The organism is Brevibacterium paucivorans (genome assembly GCF_016907735.1).
GTDB classification, from domain to species: domain Bacteria; phylum Actinomycetota; class Actinomycetes; order Actinomycetales; family Brevibacteriaceae; genus Brevibacterium; species Brevibacterium paucivorans.
Window position 1 is genome coordinate 192,339 of sequence record NZ_JAFBCP010000001.1, and the last position, 15,084, is coordinate 207,422.

Genomic DNA, 15,084 nt, shown 5'->3' on the forward strand with positions numbered 1-15,084 from the left:
CCACTCACCTGTGCCCTCGAGTGAGAATGCGAGACAGAGCCACGGTCGCCAAGATCCCCAGCAACGACGACAAGAAGAGCACGTCAATAACAATGGAGATGTTCACCAACATCCCAATAAATGCGAGGATTCCCACCGCCCCGAAGTACACAAGGTCTCCCACCACGGCACGCGAACCGGACTCAGGTGCGGTGAGCGCGCGCACCAAACCCAAGACAATCGAGACGACAAGAATCGCGATGCACGTCCACAGAATGATCGTCATGATTCCTCTTCCGTCGCCTGGCGTTTGTTTACATCCCCGTCGCCTGCGGTCAGGCCCACCGATTCAGGGATCTCCCCCGGGGCTCGCCCGCGAAGTGTCCTCAAAAGACGCGACTCCATATCGAATAGCCCTTCGAGTACTTCCTCTTCGGAATCCGCGAACATACTATGCACGAACAGCGTGGGTGGCGCGGTCGCCGTTCCCGGTCCCGTCGCAACCACCAGGGTTCCCGGCGTGATCGTAATCGACGAAGCAAACAGCGTAATTTCAACATCTGTCACGCACCGCATGGGCACTTCCACAATCATCGGTTTGCCATAGTCGCCTGTTTTGAACAGGTTGAGAACCACGTCGAGCGTTCCGCTGATGATCTCCTTGCCCAGCCACGCCAGGTACACAATCGATCTCAGTGCCAACATCATTGTCCAAGCACCGCCTCTACATACGGGTCAACGTGCAGAAGCGCATTCGCAGCTTCCTGGATGATAGGCATGATCGCTTGCCCACCCACAAACATCGCCACGGATATGGCGATCATGAACGCACCCGGAACCAACAGCGTCCACCGCACACGAACATCGTCGGTTAGGTCCGTCGCCGGCGCACGACCGGTTGCTGGTGAGTCGGGGTGGTACTGCGTCATGTCATCGCCCCAGAACGTGTTCTTCCACAAGCGTTGCAAGGCTAGCAACGAACCGATCGACGCCAAGACTACGGTGATCACCATGACGATGGTTGCCGGTGTCACGTTTTCCATGAGGGCGCGCACCAGCCCCATCTTGCCCCACAGTCCCGAGGTGGGGGGCAGTCCGATGAGAGAGAAAAGTCCGATGATCATGAGGACAGATGCGACACGTTCTCGTCTAATCAATCCAGAGAGCTTCTTGAACGCCCCAGTTCCGTAAGTCTGCTCAATCGCGCCAATCGTTAACAAGAGTCCAGACATGGTGACAATGTGGTGGACCATGTAGAAGATACCTGCCGAAACCGCAGCTGTCGTGAGCACTGCAACACCAATGAGGATGTGCCCCACACCCGCGGTCATCTGAAACGCAAAGATGTTACGCACGCGAATTTCGCCGAACCCTGAAAACGCTCCCACCGCAATCGTGAGCACCACGATGATAAGCAACACGTCTTCCCACCGGGGGTGTCCGCCAAACACGGAAACGTACACACGGTAGATTCCGTAGATGGCCACCTTTGAGTGGGTCGCTGCGAACAGCGACATCATTCCGCCCGAGGTGTTGGGATAGGAACGTACTAACCACCCGTGGACCGGTGCGGCACCGGCTTTAATGAGAAGCGCCAGAACGACGATTCCAACCGCTAGTGCCGCTTGTGGTGAGACGTCGCCGAATCGGGTTTGGTCAGCCAATACGGCAATGTTGACCGTACCGGTTGAGGCGTAGATAAAACCGACACCAATGACCAAAAGCGTAGAGGTCAAGAGGTTCACGATCACGAACATGCGCCCCACACCCAAACGACGCCACGTTCCGGTAACGGCAATGAGCGCATAGGACGGAAGGACCATCACTTCGATAAACACGAAGAAGTTAAACAGGTCTCCCGTGAGCATTGCACCGTTGACACCGGTGAGCATCAAGAGAATCAACGTGGGTACGAACCGGTACTGATCTTCACCTGTGGTTCGCAAGAACGCGCATGACGCGACCACCGCAAGCGATGTAATCACCAGCATGACAGCGGTGAAGGTATCGGCGACAAACGGGATTGCCAACCCGTGTACGTATCCACCAACGGAGTGCGCAATTGTGTGCCCGTTCGCAGTTGCACCAATCAAGTAGAGTCCGGCCACCACAGTAGCCAGTGGCACTCCCAGCAGGAAGCACAGGTTGATCCAGCGGGTCCTCACAAACGTCGTGATTGCCGAGGCCGCAAGAGGGACAACGATAAACAGGAGAAGAAGCGAACCGTTCACTGTGTGCGCCTTTCTCCCGTTTCGGGAATACGGTCCTGGTCATCGTCGTGCCCCAGAACCGCTAGCGCCAGCATGAAGATGGTGACAGCAAGCGTAATGACGATCGCCGTCAGCACAAACGCCTGTGGAAGAGGGTCAGCCGCTTCTGAAACGGGCGTGCGACCTGCGATCGGTTCACCACGCCAAGCCGGAACACCTGACAACAGGAGAGCGAAGTTCGCGGCGTGAGAAATGAGCGCAAGCCCAAAAATCGTGCGCACCATTGACCGTTGCATCATGAGGTACACGCCGCCGGAAACCAAGACCCCGACCGTGATTGCGATAATCATTCGCCACGCTCCTTAGGTTGATCTCCGTATGCGATGTGCCTGGTTCGCAGTCCTACCCTCTTCTTATCGTCCGGTTTTTCGGGCTCCGTGAACTCACTTGCTTTTGGCCTGTCACCACGCATGGTTTCCAGCGGACCGCGAAGTTCACCGTAGAGCATTTCGTCGGTACGCTCGCGCGTTCGCTCAATGACGTCGATATCGCGCACCATCATTCCGTCGACCAAAACGTCGTCTCCGGCCGGCGTGAACGCCGAGTCTGAGGTTCCCAAAAGGTTGAACGACACCAGCAACATACCCACAACTGCCATGTACACACCAACATCGAACGCCATCGACGTCGTTAAGTGTTGACCAAGAACATATCCGTGGATCGGTTCGAGGAACGAGCCCTTAACTATGAGCCCCACGATACCTGTCAGAACGGCAACCAAAATACCGCCACCGATGAGCAGGATGGGCAGTCGCGGCGGACCAATTGCGCGGTCCTTCGACGTGGCCATATACAACAATCCGGCGATCGCGGAACCCACCAGAGCGGCGATAAAGCCACCGCCTGGCTCATTGTGTCCGCGCAAAAAGATCAGCAACGAACCGAGTCCTAGCAACGGACCAACGACTTTCACCATGAGCTGCATGGCAATGACATTTGGCCAGGCTTCCGTGACAGCCGCAAACGCAGTACTTCCCCGTGGGCGAATCGCCAACCACGGGCGTCGTGGCATTTCCGGAACGTCAGATGCTGGCGGGTCAATATAGCGGTCTCGAACAGAGGACATCACAGCCACGATCGCGATTCCGGCCATACCCAATACAGCGAGCTCACCCTGCGTGTCCAATGCACGGAACTCGACCAGAATAGTGTTGACAATGTTGTCTCCACCCGAAATTTCGGGCGCCTTACTCAGGTAGTACATCGCAATGTCTGACCGGGCCCTTCGCCCGGACAACATCCACACGGCCAACGCAACCGAGCTACCCACGGCAATAGCAAACACACCGCGCATGACCTGCACTTTGACCGAGTACTTCCAAAATGTGCGCGGAAGCTTCTGCATGATCAGCATGAACACGATGATGGTCATGGTCTCGACCAGCAACTGCGTCAGTGTGACGTCGGGTGCTCCCAGAGCCATGATCTGCACCGTGGCCATAATTCCCACGGCAGACAAACCAATGACCGCTGTCAGACGTGAACGTGACAGGCAAACCACGAGCGTCGCAAAGGTAATGACAACCAGCAACGCGTAGTCGATGGGCCTGTTCAGGTTAGGCACGAACTTGGGCAGACCAGGACCCGTGTAGATCGCAATCGCCGAACCGAAAATCACCACCGCCAAGAACCCGAGGTTCATCATGACGTGTCGGGATGCACGTTCGCTTGCAACAGCGGAGACGAGGACGCCACCCATCCGTTCAAGACCAGCGACAATCCGGTCAATCACATCGGCGCCGGTGAACGGAATAGCAGCGCGCTCAAAGAACGCCCACACCCGGTCGCGGTTGAACGCGACCAGCACACCGCACGCAATGATGATGAGTGAGGCAATCAGTTCAGGAGTAACTCCGTGGAACATCGCCAGGTGAACGTGGTGGGCGGCTTCTCCCTGTGCCGCCGAGGTGCCCGCAGCTACCCCTGGCTCGATGACTCCCAGCGCAAAGGCAAGCGGAACCGACAACACGATCGGCAGGGCTGCGAACGTGACCATCACGAAGTCGCTGTGACCCAATTTCTCAGCATCCACCTCGGGACCGTCAATGAACGCCCCGAACAGAATCTTGGTGCAGTAGCTGATTGTCAGGACGGAGGCACCCGCTACCAAAACCAGCGCGAGCCAGCCCAAAGCGTGGCCTTCTCCCCCGGCGGAGCTCACCGCCGTCAGGAGCATTTCCTTGGACACGAATCCCATCAGGGGCGGAACGCCAGCCATCGACGCGGCACCAATTGCCGTAATCGCAAAACTCACCGGCGCGACCTTGATCAAACGAGGGATCTTGCCAAACGTGCGCGTGTGGCCCAGGTGGTCAACCACACCCACCATCATGAACAGGCCGGACTTGAACATGGCGTGGGAAATGACGTGGACGAGCCCCGCGGTGAGAGCAAATTCGGTTCCGACTCCCACGGCAGCGACAATGAGCCCCAGCTGACTTACGGTGGAGTACGCCATGAGCTTCTTCAAGTCGTTTTGCGTCAGAGCACACCAGCCACCGATCCACGCGGTCACAATCCCGGCACTGACCAACAGAACGTTCCACGCCAAGACATCGCTGAACGCGGGGCTAAAGCGGAACAACAGGAAGATACCGGCCTTCACCACCGCGGCGGCGTGCAGATACGCGCTGACTGGGGTGATGGCTGCCATTGCGTCGGGAAGCCACGACTGGAACGGGAACTGCGCCGATTTCGTCATGGCTGCGACTGCCACGAGCAACGCCATTGCAACAGTGAACCCGGGCTTTTCTTGCCACACTCTAGAGCCAAGCACCTCACGGATGCTGGCGCTTCCCACCACACCGTACATGGCCGAAACCGCAACCAGCAGGAGCACTCCACCCATGAACGTCATGAACATGGTGCGCAGGCTGGCACCTTCAGCGGCACGGCCGGAGCGCGCAATCAGCATGAACGACGCAATCGAAGTGATCTCCCAGCATACGAAGAGCACAAAGAGGTTGTCGGTCAGCACCAGCCCCACCATGGCGAACGTAAAGGTGGCCATGAGCAGGTAGAACGAATAGTTGGGGCCGCGTGACAAATACCGTGTGGAGTAGAACAACACGAACGCACCAATGACCAGCGCGATCATTGTGAAGATTGCGCCCACACCGTCAACGGCGAAAGCAAGATTCACATCGAAACTGGGCATCCACGCAAGGGACCACATTGTTTCTTGCGCTGTTGGAAACGCAGTGCCATCCGTGACCGCGGCGGTAGCGGCGGGCATGAACAGTGCTGCCGCACCCAGGTACCCCAGACCCAAGAACCACCCGGTGGAACGGCCAACGAGCCGGCAGAGGATCGGGGTGAGAAGAATGATCAGAGCTAAGAGTCCCAGAGTTGCGGAAATTGCCACGGAACTCCTTCTGTTACGACCATCACACGACGCTTGCGCGTCCAGACAATGCTACCTATATGTGGACTTAACGACCAAAACCGTCCACATCAAGACATATTGATGCGAGAAATCACGTTTTGCAGGTTCTTCACGTGTGCACGTGGCGACGACTCTTGGGCCAGCAGCTTGGCCTCACGCCCCGCCTGCATGATCGTTTCCGGTGCTTGAGCGCACGCCACAATCGTGTCTGCCAGATCCGTGGCCGTGTTCCCGGCACTTCCCACGACAGCGCCGCCGAACTCCGTTGCCAACACCGGGTCACACACCAGGGTGGGACGACCTCGGGCCGCGGATTCCAAAATCACCATGGGCTGATTATCAAACCCACACGACGTCAGCAGCGTCGCATGAGCGTCGTCAATCAGGTCCACCACGCGCTCGTGTGGGACAACGCCGCAAAAATGGATGAAAGGGTCATTCACACCCCGAGGTGGTTCCCCACCTGCCACCGTCAGCTCCACATGTGCTCCCCGACGGCGTGCCAACCGCACCGCGTCGATGGCCACGTCCAACCGTTTTTCGGGAGCGAACCGGCCTACCCACAGAAGCTTCAACGGCGTCGCCGGGACCAATGAGCGTTCGCCGGGGACGACCTCGGCGACATTTGACACGACACTCACGTTGTTAAGCCCTGCGCTACGCAAGCGCTCACCTTGATGCGCGGACGGCGAAATGACCGCATCTGCCTGCCGAGCTACCGCCAAGGTCATACCCCGCAACGCGGAATCCAGCGGCCGATCAGCCAATCGCACACGCGGTTGCTCAAGTCCTGTCACCAGCCGGTGAAAACCGCGTGCAACAGGTGCAAAAGGCTGCGCAATGAGCGGAGCACGCCAAAAGAAGGTGTGAACGGTGTGCAATGACGGAAGGCCCAGCTGTTTTGCCTGTGCAACAGCGCTAGCTGCCAGCCCGAACTCCGAATGCACCATAACCGCTTGCGCCTGGTGCTGTTTGAGAGTCCGGCGCATCCATGCGTGCACGACTGGGTTGGCTCTGACAACGGGAAGTTCAAGGCTTCGGACCCCCCGAGGCGGTCGCACCGCGGTCACGCCGGGAAGGTGAGTGCGTGGGACGTCAGGGGCGATCAGTACGACTGGAAACTGCTGTGACCACGCGCGCACCTGCGCCATGAGTGCTGTCTGCGCACCACCTGTATAGCGAAGGGAGTAGTCACATACGACAGCGAGTTTCACGCACAGGCTCCCCCGGCAAAACGCCGGAGCATCCATGCGTCGTTTCGCTTGACAAAGTGAACGTATTCGCAGTTGTCGAGCACGCCTAAACGCGCGAGGTTTGTTTCAGGCGACAGGCCCATCATCAATTCAGTGGCCCCGCGGATCACTGCTCCGTGAGCAACCATTGCGACTACGTCAGTGTCGTCGCAAGTGTCTAAAAGCCTGTGGACGGAGTCGTACACACGTTGCGAGGACTCCAGGCGACTTTCGCCGCCAGGTGGACGCACCTCGGCGCCACTCTTCCACTTAGCCAGAAGGTCTGGCCACTTCTGCTCAATCTCGTCGCGAGTGAAACCTTCCCACTCGCCTACGCTGATCTCTCGCAAGCCTTCGTCCAGGGCCACCTGCAATCCCGTGGCAGTTGCTAATGCATGAGCGGTTGAACGAGCACGCGTCAGATCCGAAGCGAAGATGCGCGTGATGCCACAGTTTTGCAGGGTAATGGCAATAGCGTGAGCCTGTTGTTCACCGGTTTCGTCGAGCGGAATGTCGATCTGGCCCTGGAACCGGCCCTCTTTATTAAAGGCTGTACGACCATGCCGGATGAGATAAAGCTCGCGTGCCATACTGTCCCTATTCGTTGTAGGCGCTGTCGGTGTCGTTCACAGTGTCTGGGTTTTGAACCTCAGGAATCGAAATGACCGGGCTGTCCTTCCACAGTCTTTCAAGTCCGTAGAATTCGCGATCGTCGTGGTTGAATACGTGAACCACGATATCGGAGTAGTCCAAGAGGACCCACGTGCCTTCGCCACGACCTTCACGATTCTTCGGTTTCAGGCCGTGCTCTTTCAAAAGCGTTTCTTCGACACCGTCAACAATGGCATCAACTTGTCGAGAGTTTGAAGCCGATGCGATCACAAAAGCATCCGTGATCACGAGCTGTTCTGACACGTCGAGAACAACGACGTCAGTAGCGAGTTTCTGAATAGCACCCTTCGCGGCGCTGCGGGCATACTCGATGGTTTCATCGGTTGCGGGCAAAAGAAAACCTTTCTAGAACAGCATGATCAGGGCAACGACAACAAGCACGATTGCGCACAAGCCGCCGACACCTAAAACGATATACGGCAAAACCGAGGAGCGTTCTCCCACGAGGATTTCCCCGTCCTGATGGGTCACCGAGCGTGCAGACATGGGCTGGGCCACTCCGATTTCGTCGTTGAGAGGCCACTCTTCGCGCGTCACCTCGGGGTCTTCTTCAACCGACTCCAAAGGGCGAGTCGCACAAGATGCAGCACGAGAACGCTCATCGTCAGCAGAAACCGAATCCTGCTTAGTGTCCCCTTGGTCCTTGCCCTCTGCGCTGACAACAGGAACTGCGCCACTGACTACACGGATACCCTCAGTGTTTGGTGGTTTTACGACTGGTGACTTACGCGAACGCGGAGCTGCTTTTTGTGCGTCATCTGACTTCTTGTCAGGGCTCTTTTTGTCAGCACTGTCAGCGCTCTTTTCTTCTGCGCTCGTTTTCTTAGCCTGCGGTGCTTGAGCCGGCTTTGCAGCAGCTGGCTTGTTTCCGCCCTGTTTTTCCGAAGTTGTTTTCTTCTCTGCGGCCTTTTTCTGCTCAGCTGGTTTTTCTGCAGGCTTCTTGTCAGTTGGCTTTTCTACAGGTTTCTTATCAGCTGGCTTCTTCTCAGCCGGTGCTTTCGCCGCCGACTGAGCGACTCCGGGTTGCGTGGTTGGCTTCGCCGGAACTGGTTTCTTGGCTTCTGGCTTTTTCGCTTCAGGCTTTTTGGCTTCCGGCTTTTTCGCTTCTGGCTTTTTGGCTTCCGCAGCCTTAGAAGCCGTCTTCGGGGATTCAGGTTTCTTAGGCTCCGGATTCTTCGCCTCCGGCTTCTTCGCCTCAGGCTTCTTGGTCGCAGTCTTCTGCGCTTCAGGCTTCTTGACCTCAGCCTTTTCAGCTTCGGTCTCCTTGGGAGCGGGAGTAGGTTCCTGTTTTGACTGGCGACGTAGTGTGAGGTCGGGCTCATCGGCTACCTCAGGAGCCTGCCCATGTTTCCGCATCCACGCCTTACGCTCAGCTCGAGACGCAAACTGCGGAGGCTCAGCAGGAGTTGGTTCCTTGTCCGCTGGAGGCTGATCCGCTTTCGGCTGGGCCTGTGGAGGAGTCTGTGGTTTAGCCGGGGTCGAGACTGCCGGAGAGGTTTCCTCAGCGACAGGAGTTTCAGCAGCTTCCTTGAGCTTCTGGGCTTCGGCGGCGCGCTTCTCAGCTTCTTTCCGCTCTCGCCTCGACATGTACTGCTCAGCCATTTTCACTCCTGTAAAGATTGTGCTTGTTGATGTATTGCACTACTCCGTCAGGTACTAAGTACCACACTGGCATTTCATTCGCGACGCGGTCACGGCAATCTGTTGACGAGATCGCGAGAGCCGGAATGTGCATGAGGCTCAACCGATGTTCAGGCAGTCCCTCTCTGGTGAGGTCGTGGCCCGGCCGACTCACTCCCACAAAGTGCGCGAGAGAGAACAGTTCATCAACGTCCTTCCACGACAGAATCTGCGCAAGAGCATCGGCACCCGTGATGAAGAAAAGCTCGGTTTCACGCCCATAGACTTGCGATAGGTCACGCAATGTATCGATCGTGTAGGTTGCCCCCGGCCTGTCGACGTCCACTCGCGAAACTGTGAACTGCGGATTCGACGCCGTTGCGACAACAGTCATGAGGTATCTGTGCTCGGCAGGCGACACATCACGATCGGACTTCTGCCACGGACGACCCGTGGGCACGAAAACGACTTCATCTAGATCAAACTTGGCTGCAACTTCACTGGCTGCAACCAAGTGTCCGTGGTGGATGGGGTCGAATGTTCCACCCATCACACCGACTCTGCGCACAGAATTTGCCATATCAGTGCCGGTAGGAAATGCCCTTCCACGACAGCGTAATAATGCCCAGCAGCATCAAAATGCTGAACGCAATGACTCCGTACCAGATTGGGTGCATTGGCAACTCAACGACGGTTTCGTGCGCTTCCTGTGCCAGCACTACCAAAGCAGACGCCACGTCTTCTCCTTTTATAGATGTTTGTAAGATTTTACGGCAGTTCTTAGTCTCTCACGAAACTACGAACGAACCTGACCCGACCCACGCATGATCCACTTAGTTGTGGTGAGCTGAGTGAGTCCCATAGGTCCACGCGCGTGAAGCTTCTGTGTTGAGATCCCTACTTCGGCACCCAATCCGAAAGCGCCCCCGTCTGTAAAACGTGTTGAAACGTTCACACCTACTGACGCAGAGTCGATTGTGGACACAAACAGTTCGGCATTTGACAAGTCATTCGTCACAATGACGTCCGTGTGGCCCGACGAGTACTCCCGGATGTGTTCGATCGCGGCCTCGATATCCTCGACAACCTTGATGGCAATCTCAAGGTCAAGGTACTCCGTGTTCCAGTCTTTGCGGGTGGCACGTTGAACCTTCACGCCCTCTGGCGCGTATTCTGCAACCGTTGGGTCACCGTGGATGACCACGTTGGCATCGCTGAGCCCTTCAAGGATGCGTGGAAGAACTCGACGTGCGGCCTTCTCGTGAACCAGCAGAGTCTCAAGCGCGTTGCACACACTGGGCCGTTGCGTCTTTGAGTTAACCACGAGCTTCGTAGCTGAGCGCACCGTAGCCGACGAGTCAATGAACATGTGAACGTTACCCACGCCAGTCTCAATGACTGGCACAGTCGAGTTCATGACAACAGTTTGAATGAGTTCAGCTCCACCACGTGGAATCAACAGGTCTACGTGTTCGCGTGCGTTCATGAGAACTCGCGCACCTTCGCGGCCCCATTGGTCGATTCCATTGATCGAGTTTTCCGGCAACCCTGCAGTCACCAGAGCCTCTCGAAGAAGACTGATGAGCACCGTGTTTGACGACTGCGCGAGCGACCCGCCACGCAAGACACTCGCGTTTCCCGATTTGAGGGCAAGCACGGCAATATCGACAGTCACATTCGGGCGTGCTTCATAAATAGCGCCAATCACGCCCATGGGCACGCGCACCTGTGCGAGGTGAATGCCGTTGGGGAGCCTACGCCCTTCAACGATTTCACCCACTGGGTCGGGAAGTGAAACAACGTCACGCACAGCCTGAGCGATCGAATGCACCCGCTCTTCTGTCAAGCGCAAACGGTCGATCAGCCCTTCCGCTGTTCCTTTTTCGCGTGCTTTTTCAATGTCCTCGTTGTTCGCTTCGAGAATCTGTTCCACATTGTTTTCGAGCGTAAGCGCAATCTGTTCAAGCGCCGCGTGCCGTTCCGCGGTAGAAGAAACGCTGAGAACAGCTGATGCGTCCTTTGCGCCCGCTACAACTTTCGTAACTGCGCGAGAGATCTTGGGGTTAACATCCTCGGTCATAGACGTCCTTCATAAGCACTTTCGGTGAGCACCAAGTCGTTCCGGTGCACTACTTCCTTACGATAGTCACTACCATAGCGCTCTCCCAAGGCATCAGTCGTTAAACCGTACATACGTGGAAGCTCTTCTGAGGAAAAGTTCGTCATGCCTCGCGCGATGACTTTCCCCTGTGGGTCCACAATGTCGATCGGGTCGCCTGACTCGAATTCTCCAGTCACCTGCGTTACCCCGGCGGCAAGGAGGCTAGTCCCTCGTTTGAGAACTGCCTTAGCGGCTCCCGCGTCAATCCGGATAGTTCCGTTGGTTGACGCCAAGTGCGCCAACCACAGCATTCGTGTTTGGCGGCGTTTGTGGGTGACAGCGAAGTAGGTTCCTATGTCCTCGCCCCTGAGTGCGGCTGCGCAGTTGTCCGCCGAGGTGACAAGAGTTGGGATGCCCGAGTCAGTCACCATAGTGGCGGCTTGGACCTTGGTACGCATTCCGCCAGTACCCACACTCGATCCTGCTCCCCCAATGTTCAGCTCCTCGATTTCACTGGGGTGAGATACGAATTCGACTCGCTTGGAGTCCGGGTCAGCGGGGTGCGCAGTGTAAAGTGCGTCAACATCGGTGAGGAGGACCAGCGCATCGGCGTGGGAGAGCTGAGCGACAAGCGCGGACAGTCGGTCGTTGTCCCCCAGACGAATCTCCGAGGTGGCAACGGCGTCATTCTCGTTCACAATGGGCATGAACCCCAGCGCCAACATGCGGTCGATTGCACGTTGAGCATTGCGATACTGCGTCCTACGGATAAGTTCATCTGCTGTGAGAAGAACCTGCGCCGGCACGAGCCCGTATTCGGCAAGCACAGTGAAGTACGCAGACATGAGAATTCCTTGGCCAATACCGGCGGCAGCTTGTTGCGTAGCAAGATCCTTCGGACGAGTAATGGCCTTCATGGGCCCCATACCAGCTGCCACCGCACCCGATGACACGAGGATGACTTCTTTTCCGTCGAGTCGAAACTTTGCAAGAGTGCGTGCGATTTTCTCTAACGCCTCGGTGTTAAGGCCAGTGGGGGTCGTTAAGGAACTGGACCCCACTTTGACGACTACGCGGGAAGCACCCGCAATTGCATTGCGTGTTTCTTCATATGTGCTCACTACTCACTTCCTTCTTGCCGCGCGCGCTTCTCAGCGATGCGTTCGGCTTCGAGTTCAGCGCGCGCTTCGGCCTTTGCGTCCATTCGTTCGTGGAAGGCAGCTTTACGTTCCTTGCGTGTCGCGCGCTGGTCTTCTTCAAGACGCATGTCTGTTCCACGGGCTCCAAGTAGTTCGGCACCACCGACCATCGTTGGGTCCCAGTCAAAGACAACCGAATTGTCATCTGGGCCGATCACGATCGTGTCGCCAGGGTGAGCGCCCATGGAGAAGAGCTGCTCTTCGACGCCCAGTCTTTCAAGTCTGTCAGCCAGATAGCCAACCGCTTCGTCATTTGAGAAGTCTGTTTGCAGGACCCACCGTTGAGGCTTGGAGCCCAGAACGCGATACATCGGCCCTTCAGCTGTTTCTTCACGCACGATGTCGAACCCAGCATCGTCGACTGCAATTGGCCTGATCACCTGGCGAACCGGAGCCTCTTCTATCCGGCTGCGCCGCTCACGCTCCTCTTTCACTAGCTCAGCCATCGCGAACGACAACTCCCGTAGGCCCTTACGGCTGACAGCGGACACTTCAAACGTCCGGTAACCAGCCGCTTCAAGCTCTGATCGCACCATGTCCGACATGTCTTGCCCATCTGGCAAATCAGTTTTGTTCAACGCAACCAGCACTGGTCGTTTCGTCAAGGGAAGAAGGTCACCTGACGGCATAACATCGACCTCGTACTCCGCAAGCTCGGACTCAATCGCGTGCAAGTCAGTGACCGGATCCCTGTCCGACTCCCACGTAGCCATATCAATCACGTGAACCAAGGCGGCACAGCGTTCGATGTGACGCAAGAACTCCAAACCAAGACCTCGGCCCTGGGCGGCACCTGGAATCAAACCGGGGACGTCTGCGACCGTGAAGCGTACGTCACCAGCCTCAACCACACCCAAGTTTGGTTTCAAGGTAGTGAACGGGTAGTCAGCGATTCTAGGGCGCGCGGCGGAAAGCGCCGCAATGAGCGAAGATTTTCCAGCCGAGGGGAAGCCGACCAGCGCAATGTCAGCTACCGACTTAATCTCAAGGACAAGCTCGCGTTCTTCACCAGGTTCACCCAGCAGCGCGAAGCCCGGCGCCTTTCGTTTGGTCGAGGCAAGTGCAGCATTACCTAGGCCACCTCGCCCGCCGCGTGCAGCGATAAACTCCGTGCCGATGCCCATGAGATCGGCGAGCACCTGGCCATCCTTGGTCTTTACTACTGTCCCTTCAGGAACGAGAAGTACCAAGTTCTCACCGTTGACACCATGGCGGAGGTCACCCTTGCCTACTCCCCCATTTTCGGCCCTCCGGTGAGGTGAGCGGTGATACGGGAGTAACGTTGTGGTTTGATCGTCGACACGCAAAACCACGTCGCCGCCGTCGCCGCCGTTAGCGCCGTCCGGTCCGCCAAGTGGCTTGAACTTTTCGCGCCGCACAGACACACAACCGTGCCCACCATTTCCTGCTGTCACATGAAGTGTTACGCGATCAACAAACTCAATAGCCACAGTTCTCCCTTAAACTTTCCCAATAAACGCAAGTGGGGTGAGCCATAACGACTCACCCCACCAGTGTAAATAACTCAGTTAGCCTGCAACGATGTTAACGACCTTGCGTCCACCCTTTGCACCGAACTCAACAGTCCCAGCTGCCAGTGCGAACAGAGTGTCGTCGCCACCACGGCCTACGTTGACACCAGGGTGGAACTTGGTTCCACGCTGACGAACAAGAATTTCGCCTGCGCCCACAACCTGACCACCGTAGCGCTTAACGCCCAGTCGCTTAGCGTTTGAGTCGCGACCATTTCGAGTCGAGGAGACTCCCTTTTTACTTGCCATTGTTAAACTCTCCTAGCGCTACTTAATGCCGGTGATCTTGAGGCGCGTCAGGTCCTGACGGTGACCAATGCGCTTCTTGTACCCAGTCTTGTTCTTGTACTTCTGAATGACGATCTTGGGTCCGCGGTGCTCGCCCACAACTTCAGCAGTCACTGCCATTTTTGCCAGAGCAGAAGGCTCGTGGGTAACGGTCTCACCGTCTACGTGCAGGACTACGTCAAGATCAACGGAGTCACCAATCTCAGCTTTGATCCGATTTACGGTAATAGTGTCGCCAACGCTCACTTTTTCCTGGTGACCGCCGGCACGGACGATGGCATAAACCATGTACGATACCTTCCTTCTCGATGCGCTCTGGCGAGCGTTCCTGTATCAGCAGACGTTCCTTGGACCACATGTCCCATTACGAGGAAAATCCAGCCGAGGCGCTAAATGCACCGACGAATTATTATACTGACAAAGCACTCGCTGAGCAAGTCAGAAAGCCGGTTAACTCTGCGAAGCTTTTTCTCCGGCAATTCTTTCGTGATGTCTGATCACTTCGGCAACGATGAACGCCAGGAATTTCTCCGCAAACTCTGGGTCGAGCTGAGCATCGGCAGCAAGTGCTCGTAGACGCTTCACCTGCCGTTTCTCGCGTTCCGGGTCTGCTGCAGGTAACTGCGTCTGGGCTTTTAACTGCCCTACTTGTTCAGTGAGCTTAAAGCGCTCAGCAAGCACGTGAATAAGAACCGAGTCCAGATTGTCGATACTTTGTCGCAGGCGTTCGAGTTCAGGGTGAGACGTCATTTCTTTAGTGTAAATCACACGAAAGGGCCCGGAGCATCAAATGTGCTCCGGGCCCT

The 15,084-nt window shown here is 56.7% G+C and carries 17 protein-coding genes; all 17 read right to left on the reverse strand.

Going from position 1 to position 15,084, the window contains the following annotated elements; genetic code table 11:
• Positions 1-4: 4 nt before the first annotated feature.
• On the reverse strand, positions 5-265 hold the full coding sequence (locus tag JOE56_RS00915) for a monovalent cation/H+ antiporter complex subunit F (RefSeq protein WP_204514426.1): 261 nt from the start codon (positions 263-265) through the stop codon (positions 5-7).
• Positions 262-684, reverse strand: a complete 423-nt coding sequence (locus tag JOE56_RS00920; RefSeq protein ID WP_338028591.1) for a Na+/H+ antiporter subunit E — start codon at positions 682-684, stop codon at positions 262-264. Before JOE56_RS00920 ends, JOE56_RS00915 begins: the two co-directional genes overlap by 4 nt.
• Positions 684-2,210 (reverse strand): proton-conducting transporter transmembrane domain-containing protein, encoded by a 1,527-nt coding sequence (locus JOE56_RS00925; protein ID WP_204514428.1) that lies wholly within the window; start codon positions 2,208-2,210, stop codon positions 684-686. Before JOE56_RS00925 ends, JOE56_RS00920 begins: the two co-directional genes overlap by 1 nt.
• Positions 2,207-2,539 (reverse strand): sodium:proton antiporter, encoded by a 333-nt coding sequence (locus tag JOE56_RS00930; protein ID WP_102237834.1) that lies wholly within the window; start codon positions 2,537-2,539, stop codon positions 2,207-2,209. The genes JOE56_RS00925 and JOE56_RS00930 overlap by 4 nt, the downstream gene beginning before the upstream one ends.
• Entirely contained in the window at positions 2,536-5,613 is a 3,078-nt protein-coding gene (locus tag JOE56_RS00935) for a DUF4040 family protein (protein WP_204514429.1), read from the reverse strand. Before JOE56_RS00935 ends, JOE56_RS00930 begins: the two co-directional genes overlap by 4 nt.
• Positions 5,614-5,702: 89 nt before the next feature.
• A complete protein-coding gene (locus JOE56_RS00940; protein WP_204514430.1) occupies positions 5,703-6,848 on the reverse strand; it encodes a glycosyltransferase in 1,146 nt (381 codons plus the stop codon).
• Positions 6,845-7,456 carry a histidine phosphatase family protein gene (locus JOE56_RS00945; RefSeq protein ID WP_204514431.1) on the reverse strand — a complete coding sequence of 204 codons (612 nt, stop codon included), beginning with the start codon at positions 7,454-7,456 and terminating at the stop codon, positions 6,845-6,847. The genes JOE56_RS00940 and JOE56_RS00945 overlap by 4 nt, the downstream gene beginning before the upstream one ends.
• A 7-nt stretch (positions 7,457-7,463) precedes the next feature.
• Entirely contained in the window at positions 7,464-7,871 is a 408-nt protein-coding gene (gene rsfS, locus JOE56_RS00950) for a ribosome silencing factor (protein WP_204514432.1), read from the reverse strand.
• Positions 7,872-7,883: 12 nt separating this feature from the next.
• Positions 7,884-9,140, reverse strand: coding sequence for a hypothetical protein (locus JOE56_RS00955; RefSeq protein WP_204514433.1), 1,257 nt, complete (start codon positions 9,138-9,140; stop codon positions 7,884-7,886).
• Positions 9,133-9,738, reverse strand: coding sequence for a nicotinate-nucleotide adenylyltransferase (gene nadD, locus JOE56_RS00960; protein ID WP_102237828.1), 606 nt, complete (start codon positions 9,736-9,738; stop codon positions 9,133-9,135). Before nadD ends, JOE56_RS00955 begins: the two co-directional genes overlap by 8 nt.
• A 1-nt stretch (position 9,739) precedes the next feature.
• Positions 9,740-9,895, reverse strand: coding sequence for a hypothetical protein (locus tag JOE56_RS00965; RefSeq protein WP_204514434.1), 156 nt, complete (start codon positions 9,893-9,895; stop codon positions 9,740-9,742).
• Between the two features lie 59 nt (positions 9,896-9,954).
• Entirely contained in the window at positions 9,955-11,238 is a 1,284-nt protein-coding gene (locus JOE56_RS00970; RefSeq protein WP_204514435.1) for a glutamate-5-semialdehyde dehydrogenase, read from the reverse strand.
• The gene (proB, locus tag JOE56_RS00975; protein WP_204514436.1) at positions 11,235-12,380 is read right to left on the reverse strand and encodes a glutamate 5-kinase; all 1,146 of its coding nucleotides are present in this window, start codon (positions 12,378-12,380) and stop codon (positions 11,235-11,237) included. The genes JOE56_RS00970 and proB overlap by 4 nt, the downstream gene beginning before the upstream one ends.
• On the reverse strand, positions 12,380-13,909 hold the full coding sequence (obgE, locus tag JOE56_RS00980) for a GTPase ObgE (RefSeq protein ID WP_204514437.1): 1,530 nt from the start codon (positions 13,907-13,909) through the stop codon (positions 12,380-12,382). Before obgE ends, proB begins: the two co-directional genes overlap by 1 nt.
• A gap of 78 nt (positions 13,910-13,987) precedes the next feature.
• Positions 13,988-14,239, reverse strand: coding sequence for a 50S ribosomal protein L27 (rpmA, locus tag JOE56_RS00985; protein ID WP_102237824.1), 252 nt, complete (start codon positions 14,237-14,239; stop codon positions 13,988-13,990).
• Between the two features lie 18 nt (positions 14,240-14,257).
• Positions 14,258-14,566 (reverse strand): 50S ribosomal protein L21, encoded by a 309-nt coding sequence (rplU, locus tag JOE56_RS00990; RefSeq protein ID WP_102237823.1) that lies wholly within the window; start codon positions 14,564-14,566, stop codon positions 14,258-14,260.
• 162 nt (positions 14,567-14,728) lie between these two features.
• Positions 14,729-15,028: a chorismate mutase gene (locus JOE56_RS00995; RefSeq protein WP_204514438.1), complete on the reverse strand. Its 300-nt coding sequence runs from the start codon at positions 15,026-15,028 to the stop codon at positions 14,729-14,731.
• Positions 15,029-15,084: the final 56 nt, after the last annotated feature.